Origin of the sequence: Glaciecola sp. SC05, from assembly GCF_041380235.1 — a bacterium.
GTDB lineage: Bacteria > Pseudomonadota > Gammaproteobacteria > Enterobacterales > Alteromonadaceae > Glaciecola.
In genome coordinates this window covers 260,581-283,469 of sequence record NZ_JBGIYY010000002.1, presented here as the reverse complement: position 1 = coordinate 283,469, position 22,889 = coordinate 260,581, and the positions used below count along the sequence as shown (strand labels likewise).

General features: G+C 44.6%; 16 protein-coding genes and 4 tRNA genes. 15 read left to right on the top strand and 5 right to left on the bottom strand.

Going from position 1 to position 22,889, the window contains the following annotated elements; all coding sequences use genetic code 11:
• Nucleotides 1-1,422 (bottom strand): exodeoxyribonuclease I, encoded by a 1,422-nt coding sequence (gene sbcB, locus AB9H30_RS03060; RefSeq protein ID WP_371193146.1) that lies wholly within the window; start codon nt 1,420-1,422, stop codon nt 1-3.
• A 414-nt stretch (nt 1,423-1,836) separates the two neighbouring features.
• Between sbcB and AB9H30_RS03055 the strand changes: the two genes are divergently transcribed.
• From AB9H30_RS03055 to AB9H30_RS03040, 4 genes are all read left to right on the top strand, one after another.
• Nucleotides 1,837-2,088 carry a hypothetical protein gene (locus tag AB9H30_RS03055; protein ID WP_371193145.1) on the top strand — a complete coding sequence of 84 codons (252 nt, stop codon included), beginning with the start codon at nt 1,837-1,839 and terminating at the stop codon, nt 2,086-2,088.
• 88 nt (nt 2,089-2,176) lie between these two features.
• Nucleotides 2,177-3,271, top strand: coding sequence for an isoaspartyl peptidase/L-asparaginase family protein (locus AB9H30_RS03050; RefSeq protein ID WP_371193144.1), 1,095 nt, complete (start codon nt 2,177-2,179; stop codon nt 3,269-3,271).
• Between the two features lie 157 nt (nt 3,272-3,428).
• On the top strand, nt 3,429-7,319 hold the full coding sequence (hrpA, locus tag AB9H30_RS03045; RefSeq protein WP_371193143.1) for an ATP-dependent RNA helicase HrpA: 3,891 nt from the start codon (nt 3,429-3,431) through the stop codon (nt 7,317-7,319).
• An 89-nt stretch (nt 7,320-7,408) separates the two neighbouring features.
• A complete protein-coding gene (locus tag AB9H30_RS03040) occupies nt 7,409-7,711 on the top strand; it encodes a PilZ domain-containing protein (RefSeq protein ID WP_371193142.1) in 303 nt (100 codons plus the stop codon).
• A gap of 23 nt (nt 7,712-7,734) precedes the next feature.
• On the opposite strand, the gene AB9H30_RS03035 is transcribed toward AB9H30_RS03040, so the two are convergent.
• Both AB9H30_RS03035 and rnhA read right to left on the bottom strand, forming a co-directional pair.
• Entirely contained in the window at nt 7,735-8,943 is a 1,209-nt protein-coding gene (locus tag AB9H30_RS03035; protein ID WP_371193141.1) for a class I SAM-dependent methyltransferase, read from the bottom strand.
• On the bottom strand, nt 8,940-9,410 hold the full coding sequence (rnhA, locus tag AB9H30_RS03030; RefSeq protein ID WP_371193140.1) for a ribonuclease HI: 471 nt from the start codon (nt 9,408-9,410) through the stop codon (nt 8,940-8,942). The genes AB9H30_RS03035 and rnhA overlap by 4 nt, the downstream gene beginning before the upstream one ends.
• 83 nt (nt 9,411-9,493) lie before the next feature.
• Between rnhA and dnaQ the strand changes: the two genes are divergently transcribed.
• The 10 genes from dnaQ to AB9H30_RS02980 all read left to right on the top strand — a co-directional run bounded on the left by dnaQ (nt 9,494) and on the right by AB9H30_RS02980 (nt 17,548).
• A complete protein-coding gene (gene dnaQ, locus AB9H30_RS03025) occupies nt 9,494-10,204 on the top strand; it encodes a DNA polymerase III subunit epsilon (RefSeq protein ID WP_371193139.1) in 711 nt (236 codons plus the stop codon).
• Between the two features lie 46 nt (nt 10,205-10,250).
• Nucleotides 10,251-11,552, top strand: coding sequence for a TIGR03503 family protein (locus tag AB9H30_RS03020; protein ID WP_371193199.1), 1,302 nt, complete (start codon nt 10,251-10,253; stop codon nt 11,550-11,552).
• Nucleotides 11,553-11,709: 157 nt separating this feature from the next.
• Nucleotides 11,710-11,786 (top strand) — tRNA-Asp (locus AB9H30_RS03015).
• Between the two features lie 34 nt (nt 11,787-11,820).
• Nucleotides 11,821-11,897: transfer RNA gene (locus tag AB9H30_RS03010), tRNA-Asp, on the top strand.
• A 34-nt stretch (nt 11,898-11,931) separates the two neighbouring features.
• A tRNA-Asp gene (locus tag AB9H30_RS03005) sits at nt 11,932-12,008 on the top strand.
• 22 nt (nt 12,009-12,030) lie between these two features.
• Nucleotides 12,031-12,107 (top strand) — tRNA-Asp (locus AB9H30_RS03000).
• A 91-nt stretch (nt 12,108-12,198) separates the two neighbouring features.
• Nucleotides 12,199-12,879 carry a lipoprotein-releasing ABC transporter ATP-binding protein LolD gene (gene lolD, locus AB9H30_RS02995; RefSeq protein ID WP_371193138.1) on the top strand — a complete coding sequence of 227 codons (681 nt, stop codon included), beginning with the start codon at nt 12,199-12,201 and terminating at the stop codon, nt 12,877-12,879.
• Between the two features lie 2 nt (nt 12,880-12,881).
• Nucleotides 12,882-14,111 (top strand): FtsX-like permease family protein, encoded by a 1,230-nt coding sequence (locus AB9H30_RS02990; RefSeq protein WP_371193137.1) that lies wholly within the window; start codon nt 12,882-12,884, stop codon nt 14,109-14,111.
• Between the two features lie 142 nt (nt 14,112-14,253).
• Nucleotides 14,254-16,590, top strand: a complete 2,337-nt coding sequence (locus AB9H30_RS02985) for a hypothetical protein (RefSeq protein ID WP_371193136.1) — start codon at nt 14,254-14,256, stop codon at nt 16,588-16,590.
• Between the two features lie 244 nt (nt 16,591-16,834).
• Nucleotides 16,835-17,548 carry a DUF6174 domain-containing protein gene (locus tag AB9H30_RS02980; RefSeq protein WP_371193135.1) on the top strand — a complete coding sequence of 238 codons (714 nt, stop codon included), beginning with the start codon at nt 16,835-16,837 and terminating at the stop codon, nt 17,546-17,548.
• A 74-nt stretch (nt 17,549-17,622) separates the two neighbouring features.
• Here AB9H30_RS02980 and AB9H30_RS02975 read toward each other — a convergent pair whose 3' ends face one another.
• Nucleotides 17,623-18,966, bottom strand: coding sequence for a dicarboxylate/amino acid:cation symporter (locus AB9H30_RS02975; RefSeq protein ID WP_371193134.1), 1,344 nt, complete (start codon nt 18,964-18,966; stop codon nt 17,623-17,625).
• Nucleotides 18,967-19,109: 143 nt separating this feature from the next.
• Here AB9H30_RS02975 and AB9H30_RS02970 point away from each other — a divergent pair, with 143 nt between their 5' ends.
• Nucleotides 19,110-21,302, top strand: a complete 2,193-nt coding sequence (locus AB9H30_RS02970; protein ID WP_371193133.1) for an Ig-like domain-containing protein — start codon at nt 19,110-19,112, stop codon at nt 21,300-21,302.
• An 80-nt stretch (nt 21,303-21,382) separates the two neighbouring features.
• On the opposite strand, the gene astB is transcribed toward AB9H30_RS02970, so the two are convergent.
• Nucleotides 21,383-22,723 carry an N-succinylarginine dihydrolase gene (gene astB / locus AB9H30_RS02965; protein ID WP_371193132.1) on the bottom strand — a complete coding sequence of 447 codons (1,341 nt, stop codon included), beginning with the start codon at nt 22,721-22,723 and terminating at the stop codon, nt 21,383-21,385.
• Nucleotides 22,724-22,889: the final 166 nt, after the last annotated feature.

Here is a 22,889-nt window from a genome sequence, read left to right as displayed (position 1 = left end):
TTACAATTCGCTTGCGTAGCGCTCAAGCTGCTTCAAAATAGATAACTTTTTGTTATCTTCACCATACTGTTGTGCTAAGGCTTCTATTTGCTGCTGAAACCCTGCTAGAGAAAGGTAAGCTGGATCACTACCCTCGACAAAGCGCTCCTTGCGGTGCGCTACCCACTTCTCTAAATCTTTCTGATCCATCAAATTTGGAAAATTTCTGCCCATATATCTAAATAGCTGCGCCCGATAGAGAGGGTTGAGCATTTGATGATATAAACTGCTCAATGCTTCAGGCTTGCTGTTTCGTATCTTGTTCATCACTTGCTTATCGGCGGCGCTAGGGAATTCTCTAGTATAAAGCTGAGCATCTATATCAATTTTAAGATCACGATTAAACTCGCGCTCAAAGAGCAGCTCGCATTTGATTTGTAAATCGGCCATTTGTTGCAAGGTTTGGTAGTTTGCGAGGCACTGCTGGCGGTTAATGCCAAGGCGTTGCGCATTCTCTTCAGTTAGCATTTTAGCCGGCGCAACAAATGGTACCTTGTTGATGGCTATTTGCATCAGTGGGATGCGCCGCTCTTGATATAGTTGGGTTACCATGTCATTGGACTGCAGTTGCTGTATGGAATACTCCGATAATACCGATATATCCTTTTCTAAGTTTATTGCAATGATGGCATTACGGTTAGTAGGATGGACGCAGACTGGCATAAACCAACTGCAGCAGCCCTGAGTACTATTGATGTAACCTGAAACATGCAAAAAAGGCTTGTGTGAAACAAGGTCGATTTCTTGCAGCACGTTTTGTTTATCTCGTAACTGCCAATAGAAGTCATACAGTTTTGGTTGTTTTTCTTTTATTAACTTAGCGATGCCGATGGTGGCGGAGACATCTGAAAGTGCATCATGTGCAGACTTATGCTCTAAACCATTCGCTTCGCTGAGTTTTTCGAGCTTAAAGCACGGTTTACCGTCATCGTAATATGGCCACTGTATGCCGTCGGGACGCAATGCATATGCTGCTCTGACTAAATCAATGACATCCCAACGTGAATTACCGTGCTCATATTCACGCTCGTATACCGGGTGAAAGTTTCGGTAGAGTAGGTTGCGAGTGACTTCTTCATCAAACTTTATGCTGTTGTAACCGGCGGTGCAGGTCTTTGGCTCTTGCATATGAGCCAAAACTTTTGCCGCAAACTCGCATTCAAGATAACCATCTCGTAAACTTTGTTGGGGGGTAATACCGGTCACTAAACATGCCTGAGGGTGCGGCAGGTAGTCATTGGGTATTTGGCAAAAGTAATTTATCGGTTTACCAATTGGATTAAGCGACAAATCGGTGCGTATAGCTGCAAACTGCACAGGAAAGTCGGCTCGCGGGTTCACTCCCCAAGTTTCGTAATCGTGCCATAAGATACTGTCGACCATAATTTCCTTTTTGGAGTGAAATCAAAGTGATGGCGCAAGTGTATATGGGCATAGCAAGCCTCGCAACGCTTAATTGTATGATTAGTGCTGATGCAAACGGTGATTGCATCAAAGTGTAGGTAGGTAATAAAGCAATGAAAACAGTTAGATATAAATAGACTTAGAGATAACTCCCTGTTTTAACGCTTTATTCCATTATGGATGATTTGGTTGGCTGGTTAGACTTATTTAAGTCTCTGTGGGTTTGTCAAAAGATTGACACATGGCTACTAGTAAAACACTTAAAGGTGTTGCAAAAAAGCAACAGTAAAAGAGTTATATAAAAATGGATGTTAATAACTAGATGTACTATTAAAGCGCGGCTTTAAAACATTAAACTCAAAGTGTTGGAAGTGTAATCAAATGGAGAAAGACATGAAAGAAGTGAATTTTGGTGAGGCCGCTTTATTGCAGGCTTATCAACCCCAAGCCCAGGGATTTGGGCATAGTGGACCGTTCATTGTGCCGTTTTTTTCGATGCGAAAATTGCGTTTGGTTTTTAACGAATTAGCGGATAACGAGTCTTTTGAATATGCAAATTTTGAGGCATTTAAACATCATGTGTTGTCAGCGGTAGCGCCGCAACTTGAATTAAGTAAGTGGCAAGCTATTGCTGCGCGAAGATAATGCTGATCTGCGTGTAAGAGATTAGACATTTTTATCATTTACCCTTAATGTTAGGTTTTCATTATGACCTAACTTAAGGGTAGATATTATGGCTTTAAAAAACGCCTCAAATTTGTGCCAAAAAACGCTTAGAGCCACAAAGTTCAAGCCCCTAAAGCACTTGTTAATTACCGCAGCGCTTTGCGCGCTTCCGTTTTTATTGCATGCTCACAATCATGCATCGACCAAAAGTCCGGTCGCTATCGCGATACATGGCGGTGCCGGAACCATCACAAAAGCCAATTTAAGCGATGAGCAAGAAGCTGAGTACAAACTCGCCATCAATACGGCGCTTGATTTGGGTTACGAGCAGTTGGCACAGGGTAAAGATGGTCTCGATGCAATTGTTGCCGCAATTAAGTATTTAGAGGATTCTCCTTTGTTTAATGCAGGCATAGGAGCGGTATATACCTTTGACGGACAGCATGAGTTAGACGCCTCAATCATGCGCGGCGATAATTTGCAAGCAGGCGCAGTCGCCAGTGTAACAAATATCAAAAACCCGATTGTGGCGGCACGTTTAGTTATGGAGCAATCTGTGCATGTTATGCTGTCAGGCAAAGGTGCTGAGCAGTTTGCCCTTGAGCACGGTGTCGAAAAGACTGAAAACACCACGTTTAATACGCCGAGACGATTTGAGGCTTTGCAACGCGCAAAACAGCGCATCAGCGAAAGCGAAGCTGTCGACACTCAGGCTTATTTAGAAAACGCCGAATTTAACGATTTTAAATTTGGTACAGTCGGCGTGGTAGTGTTAGACGCAAATGGCAATATTTCTGCGGGCACTTCTACCGGTGGTATGACTGCAAAACGCTATGGACGTGTAGGCGACTCTCCGATTATTGGCTCTGGAACCTATGCTGATAATACGTCGTGTGCGGTTTCAGCAACCGGTCATGGCGAGTATTTTATTCGATACAACGTGGCGGCAGATATTTGTGCCCGCATGAAGTATCAAAAGATTAGCTTAGAGCAAGCGGCAAATACCGTTATTCACGATGTATTGTTGCCAGCAGGCGGAACTGGTGGAATTATAGCCATCGACGCTAAAGGCAATATAGCCATGCCCTTTAATACCGAAGGGATGTATCGTGGAAGTATTGATATAGATGGCAATAAGACGGTGCTTATTTACAAGGATTAGTGAGTATTTTGCTCAGTTTGACAACTAAGGCTTGATTTAAAAAGGGCGCATGCCCATCCTACGCTCATTATAAAAAGTAAATCGCCTGCATATTAGCAGGCCTTTGTTTTTACTTAACTTTAGGTATGCCTTTGTTCAGGTAGGCTCACGTAATAAGATGTCATTAAATTTAGAAAAAGCACTAAGTCGCTGTCTCCAAAAGCACAAACATCGCTTTAAAAGAAAAGCCAAGGATATCGCTCGGATAAAAGACGAGTCCAGCAAACAAGCGGCTCTGGAAAAGCTCATGACGGATATTGCGGGCTCACAGGCCGAACGCGAAAAGCGTCTGCTTGCAGTCCCCTCGATTGATTACCCTGATTTACCGGTAGCGCAAAAAAAAGATGACATAAAGGCCCTTATTGAGGCGCATCAAGTGGTGATTATCGCCGGTGAAACAGGCTCAGGTAAAACCACCCAGATACCAAAGATGTGCTTAGAGTTAGGGCGGGGTGTATCTGGCTTTATTGGACATACACAGCCAAGGCGATTAGCGGCGCGCAGCGTCGCGACAAGAATTGCTGAAGAACTCAATACTGAAATTGGTCAAGCGGTTGGCTTTAAAGTGCGTTTTAGCGATCATGTAGGTGATACCAGCTTAGTTAAGCTCATGACTGACGGTATTTTACTGGCTGAGATCCAGCAAGACCGGTTTTTAAATCAATACGATACGATCATTATAGATGAAGCTCACGAGCGTAGTTTAAACATCGATTTTTTGCTGGGTTATTTGAAACAATTGTTACCGAAACGGCCTGACTTAAAGCTTATCATCACCTCAGCAACTATCGACCCTCAGCGCTTTTCTGAGCACTTTAATGACGCGCCCATTATTGAAGTCAGTGGACGCACTTATCCGGTCGAAATACGATATAAAGACCCTGTAGATTATGGCGGTAGCGACAAGGAAGAAGGCGATACAACACAAATGATGGTTGATGCTGTTGACGAGTTGATGCGTGAGCCTAATGGCGACATACTGATATTTTTGAGCGGCGAAAGGGATATTCGAGACGCCCAAGATCAGTTATCCAAGCGCCAGTACCGAAATACGGAAATTGTCCCGCTTTATGCACGATTATCGGCTTCAGAACAAAACCGTATTTTTTCGTCACACAGTGGGCGGCGCATCGTATTGGCCACCAATGTCGCAGAAACATCGTTAACGGTTCCGGGTATAAAATACGTGGTTGATACTGGTGTAGCGCGTATTTCAAGATATTCCCAGCGCAGTAAAATACAGCGTCTTCCCATTGAACCGGTATCTCAGGCTTCTGCGAATCAACGAGCGGGTCGCTGTGGTCGCGTTTCCGACGGTATCTGTATTCGTCTTTATACCGAACAAGATTATTTATCGCGCCCAGAATTTACCGATCCTGAGATTGTTCGAACGCATCTATCGAGTGTTATTATTCAGATGCTTGCGCTAGGCTTAGGCGAGATTAATAACTTTCCATTTGTACAAGCACCCGACGATAAAAACATTAATGACGGTATCAAACTGTTAGAAGAGTTACTAGCCGTCGATAGGCGTTCAGGGCGGTTACGCCTAACTGATATTGGCAGGCAAATGGCACCTTTGCCCCTTGATCCCAGATACTCAAGAATGATCATTCATGCCGGTCAAATGGACGCTGTATATGAAGTTATTGTGATCACTTCGGGGATGTCTGTACAAGATCCTAGAGAGCGACCACAAGAAAAACAACAGCAAGCAGATCTAGCGCACGCAGAATTTGCTGACAAAGACTCTGACTTCATCAGTTTATTGAATTTATGGGAAGCCTTTAAAACCCAGCAAAGAACCTTAAGCAATAGCCAGTTGCGTAAATGGTGTAAGCAATACTTTATTCATTTTCAGCGCATGCGAGAATGGCAGGATATTGTCAGCCAAATTAAGCAGTCTTTGGTGGCAGTGAATTTACGTATTAACTCGCAAGGTGCAGACTACCAAGCGATTCATACCGCACTTGCAGTAGGTTTGCTGTCGCAACTAGGCCTTAAAGATAAAAATCGACAGTACTTAGGCAGCAGAAACTCTCAATTTATGATCTTTCCAGGCTCAAACGTGGCCAAAACACAGCCAAAATGGATTATGGCTGCGGAACTAGTTGAAACATCCCGTTTATTTGCACGCCAAGTCGCTAAAATTGACGTGGAATGGCTGGAGCCGATTAGTCAGCACGTTGCCAAACACAATTACGCAGAGCCACATTGGAGCAAGAAGCGCGGCGCAACGATGGCCTACCTGACCATTAATTTATTTGGTTTGCCCATAGTCACTCGGCGGGTTGTTAACTACAGCTTAGTCGACCCCTTCGTTTGCCGTGAGCTGTTTATTCGAGAAGCCTTGGTACAAGGTCAAACTAACCTTAACTACGCTTTTTTAAAGCATAATCAAAGGCAAGTGGCAGAGGTGGAATTATTAGAGCAAAAGGCTCGCCGTCGAGATATCTTGATTGACGAAGAAACACTGTGTCAGTTTTATGATGAACACATCCCCAGTGACATTAACAACGAAGCGAGTTTTAAAAAATGGTGGCAAAAAGCCAGTAAGGCTAGCTCTACATTATTAGAGTTTAGTTACGAGGATCTATTAAAGCGCGACCCATCTGAAATTTCAGCGGCTGATTTTCCCGATAAATGGCATCAAGGCAATTTGCATCTGCCCATAAGCTATCATTTTGAACCCAACCAAGCGCTAGATGGTGTTGCTATTCATGTGCCTCTCGGTCTATTAAATCAGTTGAAAGACTTTGGGTTTGACTGGTTGGTGCCCGGTATGCGCCTTGAATTGGTGACGCACTTAATAAAAACACTACCCAAACGTTTGAGGCGCAACTTCGTGCCCGCTCCCGACTATGCCAAAGCGGCGTTAGAAGACATGCAAATGACCCAAGACAGCGGGGCGCCCAAGGCAATCGTGGATGCGCTATCGAGCAAGTTGTTCAAAATGTCTGGTGTGAGAGTAAATGCGGATGACTTTGACATCACTAGTTTACCTTCTCACCTACGCTTTAATTTTGTAGTGCTTGACGAAAAACAGAAAAGCGTAGCGACAGGTAAATCGCTTAACGAGCTAAAGCTGTCCCTTAAAAAAGCCCTCAAACAAACCATTGAGAAGGTGGCTACGCCCGAATTAGAGAAAGAAAACGTCACGCAATGGGATTTTGGTGAATTGCCGAAACAGTTCACGCAAAAGCAGGCTGGTTATGAAGTAAAAGCCTTTCCGGCGTTGGTGTTTGACAAGCAAAAAATTAAAGTTGCTCTGATTGACAACCTAACAGATGCGCAGCTTGCTCATAGACGCGGTGTGTACGAACTGATTAAACTGAACGTCCCGTCTCCCGTGAAATTCTTACAAGACAAACTGCCTAATAAAGCAAAGCTGAGCTTATATTTTAATCCATTTGGGCAAATTAAGCCCCTCATCGACGATATTATCATTGCCAGCATCGACAGTCTGGTTAATGCGCACTCAAAGCCCGATAGCATAAGAACTCCAGCAGATTTTAAGGGCATTTGCGAGATTGTTCGTGGTGAAATAAATGACCGAGCACTGCAGATTGCAAATCAGGTGGAAAGTGGTTTAGCGGTGGCCAATCAGATTGCCAAACATACTAAGGGTAACATTCCTTTAAATCTGATTAATAACATCAAGCATGTGCAGCAGCACTTAAATCAATTGGTATACAAAGGCTTTGTGTTCGACCTAGGTGAAGAAAGGTTGCTTGACTGGAATAGATACCTTAAAGGATTGTTAAATCGAGCCGAGAAACTTAAAGTTGATGCCAATCGTGATCGACTCAATCAACTGGAAGTCGACAAGGCCCAAGGGGCTTTTGATGCATTAAAAAATGACTTTAAAAACAAGCATCAGAATCTATCTGACTTAGACGAAGTCCGCTGGATGATTGAAGAGTTGAGGATCTCCCTGTTTGCACAACAGTTGGGCACAAAGTTCCCCATTTCGCTCAAGCGTATTCAACATAAGATTGCTGAATACTAAATCGCCGGATATGGCGAATAAACGGTTGACAGCCAATGGACAACTCCTTATAACATTGCGTCAACATTTTTGAATTAAGAGGTAGTATTATGTTGGGCTATGACGACAAGCGAAATTTTTATCGAATGATGGTGAATTCGCCTTGCGAAGTGTCGCTCTTAGACAATCCTTCAGCTGCGCCAATGGCGGCTGTGTGCCGAGATATTAGTGCAACCGGAATGTCGCTAGAAATTGAACAGTCCAGTATCGATTTAGGCACCTTATTAGACATCACCATTGACTCCAATAACGACCAAATCCCTTCTCTTGAAGCCAAAGCGAAAGTGGTCCGTTGCGACTCTGAAGCTGAAAACACCTGCCTTGTAGGCGTTGAAATTAGCGAAATGAAATAAAAAGAGCTGAGAGTCGCTCTTTTTTATGCACGCTTAATGCATACCAGACCTTTCAAATAGGCTCCCTCTGGAAAACTACTGGCGATAATATGGTCGCCATCTTGCTCGAGCTTTTGCAAATAACCCAACTGCGTGTTGGCATCTAGTGCCGCATCCGCAATAATTTTATTGAACAAGTCTTGACTGACTAAACCAGAACAACTGAAGGTTAACAGTATGCCGTTTGTATTGAGTAACTCACAGGCAATGCGGTTGATGTCCTTATATCCTCTAGAGGCTCTTACCAAATGATTTTTGTTTTCGACAAACTTGGGTGGGTCCATGACGATCAAATCAAACTTTTCACCTTGTTCTTGATAGGTTCTCAGTAGTTCAAATACGTCTTGTTTTACATGTTTAACTTTTGCGCACTGCGTTTTGGTAAAGTTGAGGGCGAGGTTCTTTTGCGAGGTATCTAAGGCACTTTGCGAAACATCTACGTTAATGACTTCAGTTGCTCCGCCCTGCAGCGCGTATACCGAAAACGTACCGGTGTAGCTAAAACAGTTTAATACTCGCTTATTTTGGCTGAGTGCCCCCGCAATCTGTCGGTTTTTACGTTGATCAAGGTAAAAACCGGTCTTGTGGCCAGATATCAAGTCGACTTCTAAGCGAAAGCCGTTTTCTTCAATTAACACACTGTGAGGTAATTCGCCGACGTGGGTTTGCACTAACGGCAGCAGGCCTTCTTTTTTGCGTACTTCAACATCGCTTCGCTCATGGATAATGTGATCGGGAAACATCGCTTTGAGGGCGTTGACAATTTTACGCTTATGTCGCTCGGCGCCAGTGCTGAGCAATTGCATTACTAATACATTATGATATTTGTCGATGGTGACACCTGGCAGTCCATCAGACTCGGAGGCAACCAAGCGATAGGCGTTAGTACTCATCGCGTTGGCACTATGGCTCATCCATGCTTGGCGAGTATCGAAGGCATATTGTATGCGGCGTTTAAAAAAGCCGTCATCAATCACTTCGTTTTCATCAAAGCTCCATACGCGGACGCGAATTTGCGACTCTGGCGAATAGGCACCTTTAGCTATCCAATTGCCTTTGTCATCAAATATATCGACGGTTGCGCCGCTTCTGGGCTGACCGCTTACGCTCTCAATAGCCCCTTCAAATACCCATGGGTGGCGCCTCATAAGAGACTTTTCGCGGGTTATTTTTAGAGTGACTGATGGATTCATAATACCGCCTCTTCAAAGCCTTCATCATCGACTAGTTCGTTAGACTGAGCGGCTTCTCTTGCTAAGTCGTCTACTAACTCATTTTCTGGTTGTCCAGAATGCCCTTTGACCCAATGCCACTGAAGTTTATGGCGAGTGCAAGCTTCGTCTAAGCGTTTCCATAGGTCTACGTTTTTTACTGGCTTTTTAGCAGAGGTTAACCAGTTGTTCCGCTTCCAATTATTGATCCATTGATTGATGCCATTTTTGACATACTGACTGTCGGTATAAATGTTCACCTCACAGGCTTGGCTCAGGGCATTTAGTGCTTCAATGGGGGCCAGCAGCTCCATCCGATTATTGGTGGTGTGTTTGAATCCACCAGAAAGCGTTTTTCTATGATCGCCAAAGATCAATAGTGCACCATACCCCCCAGGACCGGGGTTGCCTAAACAAGAGCCATCAGTGTAAAGCGTCACTTTTTTCATGTTATCGAATATTTCCTTGAGCAAGCTGTGTTCAGCGCGAGTGAGGCGAAGTATACTGACCCCAACACAAAAAGGAAAAGTTAATGCGACAAATTGTACTCGATACCGAAACCACTGGCATCAATCCGCTAGATGGACACCGCATCATTGAAATTGGCTGCGTAGAAATGATTGACCGAAAACTAACCGGCAATACCTTTCATGTATACATTAATCCTCAGCGAGAAATCGAGCAAGAAGCAATCAATGTGCACGGTATAACCAATGAATTTTTGGAAGATAAGCCGAAATTTGTGGATGTGGCAGATGCGTTTATAGACTTTATACGCGGTGCTGAACTGGTTATCCATAACGCGCCATTTGACGTTGGTTTTATGGATCATGAGTTTAAACTGGTAGGTCGTAATCTACCGGTAACCAATGATATTTGCACCGTTTTGGACACCTTAGCGCTGGCGAGAAAAATTCGTCCAGGCAAGAAAAACAATCTAGATGCGCTGTGTAAGGCCTATCATGTCGATAATGGGCACCGAACCTTCCATGGTGCTTTGCTCGATAGCGAAATTTTAGCCGATGTATATTTATTCATGACCGGCGGGCAGGGTGCACTTGGCTTAGGGCATAGTGATGAAAGTGCAAATGATCATGGCGAAACAGGCATTATCCGCATAAAAGATAAACCAGCCTTAAAGGTTATCAGGGCAAGTGCCGATGAATTAGCAAAGCACCAATTATATTTAGACGGCATTGAAAAGAAATCAGAGCAGGTTATCTGGCGTAAACCGCCGCAATAGAAAACTTCTTAGGTCCTTAACTTGGTTTTGGGCCGTGTTTTTGTGCGTGGTCGTAGTCAGTGCGCTCAAGGCAGAAGAACTAAATGTGCCAGTGCCTACGGCGATGTCTGTCGCCGATAAAATCCTCCCAATTGGTGAAACCTATCAAAACAACATTACTTTATTAGATAATCGCTTTCGCATTGATGCGGGGGTTGATCGCGTCATTCTGGTGTTTTTTAGAGAGTTCGGCACCACTCCTGTCGTGTTAGTGAAACCCAATGGCAGTAAATTGTTTTTAGAAAACGACTCAGTAGACGATAGCTACAGCTGGTTTGAGTCAGATACCTACGACATGATTGAATTAATCAAACCGATGCCTGGCCCTTGGCAGGCCTTAGGACAAATATTGCCCAACAGCAGAGTAATGGTCATTGCCGACCTTATCTTAGAGGCTGAATCGATTCCGACGCCTGTGTTCTCGGGTGAGACCATTAAACATACCGCATTTCTACGAAATGCTGGAACTAAGGTCAATTTCAAAGAGTTTAGAGACGTTGTAACGCTTTCTATCGACTTTATTAGCACTAATCATCCTGATCATGAAAACTTTGGTTTAGGTGCAAAAAATATAGCGCGATTTGAAGACAACGGCATTGGCCTAGATGAGATGCCCGGCGACGGCACATTTACCGGTGAGTTCGATCTCAATATTACAAATGGTGAATGGCAACCAGTGTTTAGCGTGAGAACACCGCTATTTAGTCGTGAACAGACCGCAGACGTATTGCTGTTGCTGCCAAACCCAATTCGCATTGAGCATATTGAAGACCAAGGTGAGGACGATTTTCATAGAATCATCGTTGATGCAGACCCGGACTATATTGACAACAACAGTTTATTGATTGAAGGAACCGTCCGTTCACCTGAAGGCGAGACAGAGCGATTTTCATCAACTGACTTAGGCTCCCATGTGCGTGAGTTCACGATTATGAATTCAGGCTTTGGAATATACCGAGTGACCTTAACTGCCTATGCCAAAACCATCGATGGCCGAGATGTGGTCTTAGATGTACCCGAGTATGCATTTATAACCCGAGCTCCGGTGATTGAAGTGGTACCAGAGCCTGAGGTAGAGATTACGAAATCGCAACTGCCAACGCTGCCGGTAGCTGCTCCTAAAGACAACAGTGTAATAATGATGGTGTTAGGTATTAATTTTACCTTACTGCTGCTTGGCGGGCTTATCATTCTCGCTATCGCGGATATGCGAAGACGTCCTGACTCTCATGTTTTGTTAAAATTTATAAGCTTTCTGAAAAACATAAAATTTAAAAAGACTAAGTCGACAGAGCCAAGCACTACCTAAACGATTACCCTTCTCGAAGGTGCCTGTTTGATTAATAAGCAGGCATATCTAAGATGTTAAAAAAGCAGTTGACTATCGACTACCCGCACCGTATTATCTGCGCCGCGCTTAAGGTCGAGAACGTCAAGTTTGGGACTTTAGTGCAGTGTGCATATGCGGAGTGGTAGTTCAGTTGGTTAGAATACCGGCCTGTCACGCCGGGGGTCGCGGGTTCGAGTCCCGTCCACTCCGCCATTTTTACACAGTTTAAAGTTAAGCATAGGTATGCGGAGTGGTAGTTCAGTTGGTTAGAATACCGGCCTGTCACGCCGGGGGTCGCGGGTTCGAGTCCCGTCCACTCCGCCATTTTTACACAGTTTAAAGTTAAGCATAGGTATGCGGAGTGGTAGTTCAGTTGGTTAGAATACCGGCCTGTCACGCCGGGGGTCGCGGGTTCGAGTCCCGTCCACTCCGCCAATCCTTGTTTAACCTACCATGTGGAGTGGTAGTTCAGTTGGTTAGAATACCGGCCTGTCACGCCGGGGGTCGCGGGTTCGAGTCCCGTCCACTCCGCCATTTCTTAAGCATCAATCCTCTGTATATTTTAATTGGGCATTCATACGCTTACGTGTAAACTATGAGCATGATATTCTTAGTTTGAGTGCTTATGTCCTTCCCCTTACTTCGCTGCGAGTCTGTTTCTAAATCGTATAATGATGCCGAATCAGAAGTGAAGATATTGTCCGATGTTAGTATTGCCGTAAACGAGGGCGAAACACTCGCTATTTTAGGCAGCTCGGGTTCCGGTAAAAGTACTTTGCTGCATATTTTAGCTACCCTCGATGCACCAGATAGCGGTGACATCTTTTTTAGAGACCAAAAGCTAAATCAGATGAATGCCAAAAAGCAGGCAATATTTCGAAATCAAAATCTCGGCTTTGTTTATCAGTTTCATCATTTGCTTCCCGAGTTTTCGGCACAAGAAAATGTTGCCATGCCTTTGTTGATTGGCAATATGAACAAAAAGCAAGCATTAGCCATGGCGGCGTCTGAATTAGACAAAGTTGGTTTATCACATCGATTAACACATCAACCCTCTCAGCTATCAGGCGGCGAACGCCAGAGAGTGGCGATTGCTCGCGCATTGGTTAATTCACCTGCGGTCATTATGGCAGATGAACCTACTGGAAACCTTGATGCCACAAACTCTGCACAAATATTTGACCTGATCCGAACAATCAATCAGAGGTCCAATACCGCTTTCATTATCGTTACCCACGATCAAAGCCTTGCCGAAAAACTGGATCGAACGCTGTTTTTGAAAAACGGTCAGTTAGAGGCCCAATAAAGGTGATTTTTACTCCCTTTATTCGTTTTGTAGCACATCGATTCGTGCAATCTAAGCAGCAAGACGCCTATATCGCTTTTGTTTCTAAGTCTTCTACCTTCGGTGTGGGCCTGGGCTGCGCGGCATTAATTTTGCTGCTTTCAGTCATGAACGGATTTGAACGTGAGCTGCGTGAGAACCTGTTAAACGTTGTTCCTCATGCCGAATTATTCAGTGCTTCTGCAGATGGTTTACAGCCGTCTCTAGGTTTTATTCAGGCGATGCAGGACGATCCCAAAATTCAATATGTGTTTGCTTTAAATAAAGCATCGGGCTTGCTGCAAAAGGGCAAGCAAATCAAATCGGTTGAACTGCTTGGCATAGAGCGAGATTACTTTCAAGAAAAGTTCTCTAGCCACTTCGACTATGGGGTTTTGGAAACTGAACCTATGGGCATCGTTTTAGGTGCAGATATTATGCAGACTCTTTCGTTAAAAGTAGGCGACAGTGTGCAGGTATTGCTGCCAAAGGTAACCGAAGATCTGTCGTTTCAAACTTCAGTAGCCACTTGGCTTACGGTGGTAGGTGAGGTGAGCATTGGTGGTGAACTCGATAGTTTTATAGGCATAACGAGTACTGCAACATTGACCAAAATGCTCAGTTTAGACAATCATGTTACGCACATTGAAATGCATATGTTTGACCCATTTGATGCCTTCGAGGTCGTTCGTCAATACGGCTTTAACTTTGATCAAGCCGTGTATATGTCAGATTGGACGCGTACTCATGGGCATTTGTACCAAGACATAAAGCTTGTGCGAGCAGTCATTTATATTGTGCTTATTTTGGTAATAAGTGTGGCGAGTTTTAATATTGTGTCATCGCTGGTGATGTCAGTGAAAGAAAAGAGTCGCGAAATCGCCATATTAAAAACCATGGGAACAAGCGACAGCCAAATCCAAAAAATATTTATTGCAAAGGGATTGTACAGTGGTCTATTTGGCGCGACGATTGGCAGTATAGTGGGGTGTTTACTGGCCGCCTACCTATCTGAAGTCATCGCCGTTTTAGAGATGGTACTTGGATTTCAACTGCTTGATGCTGGTGTATATTTTACTAGCAGTATACCGTCTCAGTTATCCCTGTCCGATGTGCTGTTAACGTATTCTATTGCCATTATCATTAGCGTGCTGGCAACACTGTACCCTGCTACCAAAGCCGCCAATGTGCTGCCTTCGGCACATTTGCATTAGTGCCAAACATTATAATGACCAAACATAATAAGGGCAGTCTTCGCAGAGCGCTTAAAAGGCTAATATAAGCTTGTATAAGTTCTATTGAATAGTGTAAATATATGGAATATTATCGGCTCAACATCGCCTCTGGAGCACCCTTATGCAAAGCAACACCACCCGATTAGTTAGTGCAATACTGGTAATATTCACTATTTCTGCATGTGGCGGGGGTGGAGGCGGCGATACGCCAGCCGCTTCACAAAACTCTCCTCCTCGATTTACCAGTCCGACATCATTTACCTTCGCTGAAAACGAAAGCGTGAGTTTTACGCTTACGGTCTCGGATCCCGATAGCTCGAGCCTCACTATTAGTGATGATGCTGGGGGTGACGGGGCTTTATTTAGCGTTAACCCCAATACTGGACTGGTAATGGCGATTACTGCAGGCAGCGCGTTTGACTTCGAATCACCTCAAGATGTAAACAGTGACAATGTGTACGAGCAAAACGTTACCCTTTCAGACGGCGTTAACCGTGTATCGGCAACGGTTCGAGTAACAATAACCAACATCGATGAGGCTCCGGTTTTTACCAGCTCATCGGTTTTGTCTTTGAATGAAAATACAACCGGCCCAGTCATCACAGTAAATGCCACCGATCCTGAAGGAAGCGAAGTGTCAAATTATCGTATCGTGGGTGTTGAAAAACTTGGCGAAACCGTTAATTCACAGCGTTTACTTGATGCATTTGCGCTAGACCCGCAAACTGGAGTGTTGAGTGTGGTAGTGGGGTTTGACGCTGAGGTAGAAGGCACGACTGATCCCATCACTGTTCAAATTGAGGCGAGTGATGGTTTGAATGTTGGCGGCGGTGCGGTGCAGGTCAACTTAATTGACATAGTTGCACGTGTGACTAGTGGCATTCGCTATTCTGGTGCTGATACTGTCAATCAATTAGGGGCATACATTGAATCAGTGGGTGATATTGATCAAGATGGATTAGAAGAGTTTTGGATCAGTGCTTCGGTTGATTCTCAAAGCAATGAAAATGCATGGTTGGTTTGGGGCAAAACAATTCGAGATGACATGAGCGATGGTGTTGGTGATATGCGCATTGACCAACTCACTGCGAATCAAGCCATTCGATTTGTCGGCGATAATATTGAGCAAAATCAGCGAAGAAGTCGTCTTATAGCTCGCAATGCCGGTGATGTTGACGGTGATGGCGTAATAGACTTGTTAATAGGCTTTGTTGAAGAACGAAGTGCGAACTCAGTTTCGGATATTGAAGATGGTCCAATTGCCGCAGTTATTTGGGGAGATCGTCTTGGTAATGCTGCAAGGGGCGAACTAAACCTATCTTCTTTAGCTCCTTCAGACGGTTTGACTTTGAGCGGCCTGTCAAGGTTTGAAAATTTGCAACTCTCAGTGGGAGCTGGAGATTTTGATGGAGACGGCCGCTCAGACCTAGTCGTTGGCTCGCCGTTTAAAAATCAGGCTAGAGTGATTTTTGGGTCAGCTCTTAACAGGGGGACTGAAGATGTAAACCTAGGCACAGCTAGTGCTAATACCGTATTGTTGATTCAAAGCATCAGTAATGCTGGCTCCGGCCCCGTAATACAGCAAATTGGCTATCATGTAACTGCAATAGGAGACTTGGATGGGGATGGTTATCCTGAATTAGCAATCAGTGGTGAAGGCTTATCGCCGTCTTTAGAAGCGGGTGTATATATTGTTGCCAGTCAAGTCATTGGTGATGCTAAGGCAATCAGCAACACTTTGGATCTTCTATCGCCTTTGGTGGCCCCAAACGTGGTTGAGATGCTGGGACAAAATACCAGCATTATAGGAATATCAGCCTCTGGAGATATCGACGGCGACGGATTACCGGAACTCGTTTTAGCCCATCAGGGTATTAATGGCAGCACTCAAGTTGCGTCTATTATTTACGGCGCGACTATTGCAAATGCACTGGCGACTGGGGAAGATCCCTCTTTGGTGTTTAGCTTGGCTTCACAAGGGGTAATGATCTTTGTCGAAGAACAAAGTTTTTCACAAACAGTGGGCACAAAAATTAGCGCTAAGACAATGGCATCTTTTACTGGTGGTTTAGGGGATGAACTGCTGATTGGTCTTGCTGGAGATAGTCCACTAGGGCGAAACGAAGCGGGCGCATTGTTCTTGTTGCCAGACACTGCGATAACTTCGCTAAGCTCACCATCATTGTCTTTCGCGGTTAACAACTTGCCCAGTTCGCTCGGACGAAAGTTATTAGGCTTTACAGTGGGAGCGCAATTAGGCGGCCTTGTGTTTACCGCCGATTTGGATGGTGACGGGATACCAGACCTATCGATGTCTAGCATAACTGCACAGCCGCAAGGACAGGGTCAGTCTTTGGGTGCTTACTTTATGTTGCCCGGCACAAGCCTCCTAGAGGCATTTGAACAAGATAGTGCAAGCTTTGATATGGCAAAGGCTTTGAGTAACGAATCACCTTAAACTGAAACGTTTTATTCATCTATTATCATTGCACAGAGAAACGTCAAAGTAACATTTTGGATCAAAATTCATCTTGCTAAAAGTGAATAAGCGGACATAATCTTATGTTGGTAAGGGCTTGTTAGTGCTAGTTAAACATTTCCATTTAAGCGCATATTTTGAATAGGAAAACGGTATGTATTCGGTGAAAATAGAATCATAAACTTTTGGCCTCTTGTGTTTAGCGGCACTCAGTGTGGGCTTTTTGTCTGCATGCAACGACAGCGATACTAACGATATCGATACCTTATTTGAAAATCGCGCAAAATGGGAGGCCTTGAATGAATCTAGATATGAAATGGATAATCAACACTCTGCGTTTAGTCCAGACTCTGGCTCATATCGAGTGTATGTTGAGCAAGAGCGCGTACAAACCGCGCTGCGTCAGGTGAGCAACGGTCAAGACGACTTTAAATCTCCCGATCATTTTATCTTTGACCAAGCGACGGTAGCGAATTTATTCGTCATAGCAGAACAAGCCATTGCGATGGCAGAAGATTACGAAATAGCTTATCACCCTGAGTTTGGTTACCCGACCTTGATTAGAGTAGATGTAAGCCGCAGTGTTGCAGATGATGAGGCACTGCATACAGTGTCTGATATGCGTTTAGGTTCGCAGTCTATATGCCTTGCGGTAGTGATTCCAGCCATTTCCGTGAATTTGTCATTGGCTGGAAACCCCGATGCAAATGTATGTGACGCCACTGTGACGCTTGAAGACGGTGATTATACTGAACAACTTGAATCTTGCAGTAATAACCGCTTCAGAGGGGCTGATGAGAGAGCCGGTACCTATACCATTACCGCAAGTTACCCTGGCTATAACACGCAATCCATCAACGGCATCTCTGCCTATCGATTTATATGCAACGTGCAAACAGTCAATGTAGATATTCAACTCGCGCAGAGCCAAGGCTAAATGCTAATCGCCGAAGCGCACATGATAAGGGCTCAATAAGCGGTTCTCGCTGAGCTGTCTAAATGAGACCGCTGCTAGGTTCTGTGCATCTCTACTTTGGATGCTTCTATCATTTCATCTGAAAAAGGGTCTGTATTGTATATAGCTTCATTTAACACACCTTCAGACTTCGCCACAATGGTAGCTACCGTGCAATCACCGGTAACATTTACGACGGTTCGCGTCATATCTAACAATCGGTCTATACCGATGATTAGGGCTATCCCTTCAACCGGCAAATTTACTTGTTGAAGAACCATTGCCAGCATGATCAAGCCTACGCCAGGCACGCCGGCGGTGCCAATTGATGCAAGCGTAGCGGTAAGCACAACCATTAATAAATCGGCAATAGAAAGATCGACGCCATACACTTGGGCAATGAACACGGTGGCGACTCCTTGCATGATGGCGGTACCGTCCATATTAATGGTTGCGCCCAGTGGTATGGTGAACGAAGCGACGCTTCGGTCGACACCCAGTTTCTTTTGTGCAGTGGCCAAGGTGATTGGCAGCGTTGCGCTACTGCTAGACGAACTAAAAGCGAAAATCGCGGTATCTTTCATTTTTAGTAACAGGGTTAAGGGGTTTAAACGTGCTAGCACTATCAGCATAGTGGGGTACACAATCAGGGCGTGGGCAATCAGTAAGAAAAATACTAAAAAGAAGTAAGCCAATATATTGCTGAAGGCACTTAACTCGGTAGTAGCCGCTAAACTCGCCATCAAGAAGAACACGCCATAGGGCGCTAATTCCATGATGATTAACACGATTTTCATGATCACATCATTAATCATTTCAAAGGCTTTTTGGACTTTCACGCCGGTCTCACCGCATTTTGCCATCGCGATCCCGACAAGCACCGCAAACACAATGATTTGTAGCATGTTGCCTTCGGCCATTGCATTGATTGGATTAGATGGAAACATATCGATAATAACTTGGGCAAAGCCATGCTCTTGAGTTGGCACAAAGATGGCTTCAGTTTCAATCACAAAGCCTTCGCCTGGTTTTATTAAGAGTGCCATGATTAGTGCAAAGGTGACAGCTATAAAGGTGGTCATAACGTATAAACCAACAGACTTTGATCCAAGTCGACCTAGCTTTGAAGGATCAGATAAACTGCTGACTCCGCATACCAAAGACACGAATACCAGCGGCACTACCAGCATTTTCAGGCTGTTTATAAAAATCGTTCCACCGATGTTAAATATACCATCGACAAAAAAACCATACGTAGAAAAAGCCATTCCAAATACATTGATTACGCGATCTCCGCTATCATCAAATGAGATTTGTAGTAAAGCACCTATAACGATTCCGGTAATCATGCCGATAACAATTTTTAAGGTTAAATGCGTTTTTTGTTTGTCCTGCGACATAAGAAGACGTTTTACAGCTCTGGTTGTGGGTCTCAGGTAGTAGAGACTAGCAATTCTGAAGCAAAAGCTAAACCGATTTTTATTTTCAAATGTCAGCGTCGCTTAACCGCAGCACGGTCAACTATTAAAGACAAGGTAGCAACATGAAACAGGTAACACGCATATTTTGGCTAGTAACCCTCACATGGCTTATCGCCGCTTGTGGTGGCGGTGGTTCTTTACAACGTGAAGATACCCCCGGAGCACCCATCACTCCTGATCCAACAACGCCTGCAGGCCCTGTTGTCACAATGACAGGGTCATTAACCGATAGCGCTGGTGTTGCCGCAACGTTGGTTGCAGAAGGCGCTCCATTAACCTTTTCGGTCACACTGGAAAATCCAGATGGTACGGCCGTAGTGGGTGAATTGGTGTCTTTTGTTTTTAATCAGGCTGGTCTTGCCACCTTCAGCAATGATGCAGGTACGGCGCTTACCAATGCAAACGGTGTTGCACAAATTAATTTATTTGTCAGCACACTGTCAGGCAGTGGAGCAGTAACTGCGAGTGTCTTTGAAGGACCCAGTTTGAGTCTTGGTTTTGAATCTTCGGGCGTACAGCAACAAGTACCAGCGACATTGGATTTATTTGCGAGTTCAACGCAATTAGCGTCTAGTGGGTCAGAGCAGATAGAGCTAATTGCGGTTGTTAAAAGCGCACAAAATATACTGCTCGCGGGTATCCCAATTTCATTTTCTGCCGATCAAAACGCATCTATTACGGTGGTTAACAGTGTATCGGGAGATGACGGTACGGCACGGGCTTTATTAACAACCAGTAATAATCCAGAAAATAGAACAATTACGATTAGCTCGAGTTCGGGTGCATTGAACGAATCTATTGTGATTAACGTGGTTGGCACTGAAGTGAATATCAATGGAGCGTCCTCGATTATTTTGAACGATTCCGCGCCTATCACCTTGGTTTTATCAGATTCCGACGGAAATGGGATCGGTGGACAGGCAATAAACCTTGTTGCCGATAAAGGAAGTTTAGACAACACCGCACCAGTAACTAACGCAAATGGACAAATTAGCGTTAATTTCACGGCAACCGAATCAGGCGTGTCAACAATTACTGCGACCGCTTTAAATACTTCTTCAAGCTTTTCGCTTAATGTCCAACAAGATGACTTCAGCTTTGATGCGCTTCCGAGCGAAGGTTTGGCGCTAAATCAAGAGCAGCCACTTCGTTTGCGCTGGTTTAGAAATAACCAACCTTTTGTAAACGGCACGGTAACAGTAACAACTTCACGGGGCAGTATCAGCGTAGGTGGCAATGCGGTAAACACTGCAGTCACTGATGCTCAAGGTTTTGCTAACGTGGATATCCGCTCAGCATTTGCTGGACCGGCATCTATTTCAGCGGTGGGCGCTGACGGTAGCGGTGCAGAAGTGACTGCGCGAGCAACCTTAGAGTTTGTGGCAACCACTGTAAACAGTGTGTTTGTTGATGCAACCCCAGATATAATTGGGCCAGAAGGACAGACGGCTACGATTACCGCAGTAGTACGAGACGCTGATGGTAACCTAGTCAAAGGCAAAGCGGTTAACTTCCGTTTGTTTGCCGATTCGACTGGCGGCAGCATTTCACCAAATACTGCTATTACCGATAGTAACGGCATAGCGTCAACGGTTTACAGCTCAAATGCGGTCAGTTCAATTGATGGTGTTACGATAGAAGCAGAGAGTGATGGTGTTACCTCAATTACAAGCTTGACGGTGGGTGATAGAGCATTTGATATTTCGATCGGAACGGGCAATGAAATTGAAGCCCCGGACTCTGCGACATATCGAAAAGAGTTTGCAGTCTTTGTAACTGATGCAGCAGGCCGTCCTATCGCTAATGCGGCGCTGACTGCAACGTCTACTCCACCTATCGGACCAGCCTACACAAAAGGATTTTGGGTCTGGAATCAGGATGCTAGGGTATATCAAGCAGTAATTCAGGCAGTATGCGCTAACGAAGATACCAACGGTAACGGCAGACTAGATGCGGGCGAAGATTTTAACAACGATGGTCAGTTAACCCCAGGTAACGTGGTAAGTATTAACTTTAGAAATGGCGTTGCACGCACTGATGAAAATGGGCAGGCTTCTTTTGACCTTCGCTATGCTCGTCAATTTGGACCATGGGTTGCCAATGTGATCAGTTTGTCAGGCCAGTCATCTGGAACCGAATCCTCGGAGCAGCAGCTTTATCAACTGGGCGTTGCAAGTGATGATTTAACGGAAGAAACATCGCCACCGCCTGCCAATCCATTTGGTAGCTCGACGGATTGTTCTAACACGCTTTAAACTTTGTTCAAGGTTCAATAAAAACCCGCTCATTGGCGGGTTTTTTATGTTAGCTACATATAAAAAGTAAGCTTGTGTATCTAATTTCGTTGAAACGGGTACACCGAACCCAAGGCCAAAAGTTGAGTAAGTTCGTCTAATGCAGTTCTAGATTCTATTAGTAGCTGGGGATCCATCATGTCGGCCAGGTCTAAGCGATCTCGGTAGTGTTTATTCACCCATCCTTGCAGTTGCGCAAACTTTGCATCATTCATAATGGTTTCAGGATTAACCACTTTTTGCTCTGCCTCATTAAGTACGACTCTTAATCTTAAACATGCTGGACCGCCGCCATTTTGCATACTTTGTTTAACATCAAAAAAGTGCACCGCGGTGATCGGATTGTTGGTAGATACTAGATATTGTAAATAATCATTCACCGCATCACTCTGTTTGCATTCCATGGGGGCAATAATCACCATAGCGCCGTCTGGCAGGGTAATTAGTTGAGTGTTGAATAGATAAGTTTTAATCGCTTCTTGGACGCTAACGCGCGCGCTGGGAACTTCAACAAAATAAAAGTCTACATCACCTAAACCTGAGCGAATTTGTTGCTTAAGCAGCTCTGTATTTAAAAAAGCGTCTTGGTGATAAAACAAGACATTGCGATTTCCCACAGCAATTACGTCGTTATGAAATACTCCTGCATCTATTACTTCAGGGTTTTGTTGAGCAAACACTGTTTTATTGGCGGCTAGCTGATGCAGTCGAGCGACAGCTTGACTCGCTTCAATGGTTTGCCGCGCGGGATACCTAGTCGGTTTTGGCTGACTGTCATCAAATGCATGTTTGCCATATACAAATAACTCTACACCCGCTTCGGCATAATCAGCGCATAGACGCGTATGATTGGCCGCACCTTCGTCCCCAAAATGGTCGTTATCAGGTAAGTGAAGATGATGAGCAAAGTGATTCTGATCATTGAAAATGGCTTTAAGGATATTACCAGTGATTTCAGGCTCCAATGACCGATGAAATTTATTTGTCAAGTTGGCCGGTGTGAAATGCACGCGCTGGTCGCCTGTGTCTGCGCTTGGAGAGACTGTCGCCGCGTTTGCCGTCCACATGCTAGAAGCTGAGCAACATGCTAAATAAATGTGCGGAGCCTGTTTATAGGCCGACTGCATGACAGCGTCATCACTCCCTGTGAAGCCCAAGCGTCTTAAGGCATAAATATCAGGACGTTCCTGAGGTGCCAATATACCTTGCATCATGCCCATGTCAGACAGTGCTTTCATTTTATCTAAACCTTGAAGTGCGGCTTGTTTAGGATTGCTGAATGCATTGGCGTTTGATTTAGACGCAATATTGCCATATGAGAGACCCGCATAGTTATGGGTCGGACCAACTAACCCATCAAAATTTGCTTCTACTGTTTTCATCACGTACTCTCCGAGGCGCAAATTGTTCGCGCATGTATTTGCTCTAGTTTGGGTATTAAGTGCGTATGCAGTAAGTATCTAGAGCGTAGAATTTAGGCAAGATTATACGGAGTATTTTTTATTTGCCAATAGTGAAGCCAAGAAAACATTAATAAAAACAATGACT

Excerpts from the sequence above, each read along its gene's own strand:
- lolD (WP_371193138.1), top strand. The coding sequence starts at position 12,199 with ATGTCCTTCCCCTTACTTCGCTGCGAGTCTGTTTCTAAATCGTATAAT.
- AB9H30_RS03055 (WP_371193145.1), top strand. The coding sequence starts at position 1,837 with ATGAAAGAAGTGAATTTTGGTGAGGCCGCTTTATTGCAGGCTTATCAA.
- AB9H30_RS03040 (WP_371193142.1), top strand. The coding sequence starts at position 7,409 with ATGTTGGGCTATGACGACAAGCGAAATTTTTATCGAATGATGGTGAAT.
- AB9H30_RS03050 (WP_371193144.1), top strand. The coding sequence starts at position 2,177 with ATGGCTTTAAAAAACGCCTCAAATTTGTGCCAAAAAACGCTTAGAGCC.
- hrpA (WP_371193143.1), top strand. The coding sequence starts at position 3,429 with ATGTCATTAAATTTAGAAAAAGCACTAAGTCGCTGTCTCCAAAAGCAC.
- AB9H30_RS03035 (WP_371193141.1), bottom strand. The coding sequence starts at position 8,943 with ATGAATCCATCAGTCACTCTAAAAATAACCCGCGAAAAGTCTCTTATG.
- sbcB (WP_371193146.1), bottom strand. The coding sequence starts at position 1,422 with ATGGTCGACAGTATCTTATGGCACGATTACGAAACTTGGGGAGTGAAC.
- AB9H30_RS02970 (WP_371193133.1), top strand. The coding sequence starts at position 19,110 with ATGAAACAGGTAACACGCATATTTTGGCTAGTAACCCTCACATGGCTT.
- AB9H30_RS02985 (WP_371193136.1), top strand. The coding sequence starts at position 14,254 with ATGCAAAGCAACACCACCCGATTAGTTAGTGCAATACTGGTAATATTC.
- rnhA (WP_371193140.1), bottom strand. The coding sequence starts at position 9,410 with ATGAAAAAAGTGACGCTTTACACTGATGGCTCTTGTTTAGGCAACCCC.
- dnaQ (WP_371193139.1), top strand. The coding sequence starts at position 9,494 with ATGCGACAAATTGTACTCGATACCGAAACCACTGGCATCAATCCGCTA.
- AB9H30_RS02975 (WP_371193134.1), bottom strand. The coding sequence starts at position 18,966 with ATGTCGCAGGACAAACAAAAAACGCATTTAACCTTAAAAATTGTTATC.
- astB (WP_371193132.1), bottom strand. The coding sequence starts at position 22,723 with ATGAAAACAGTAGAAGCAAATTTTGATGGGTTAGTTGGTCCGACCCAT.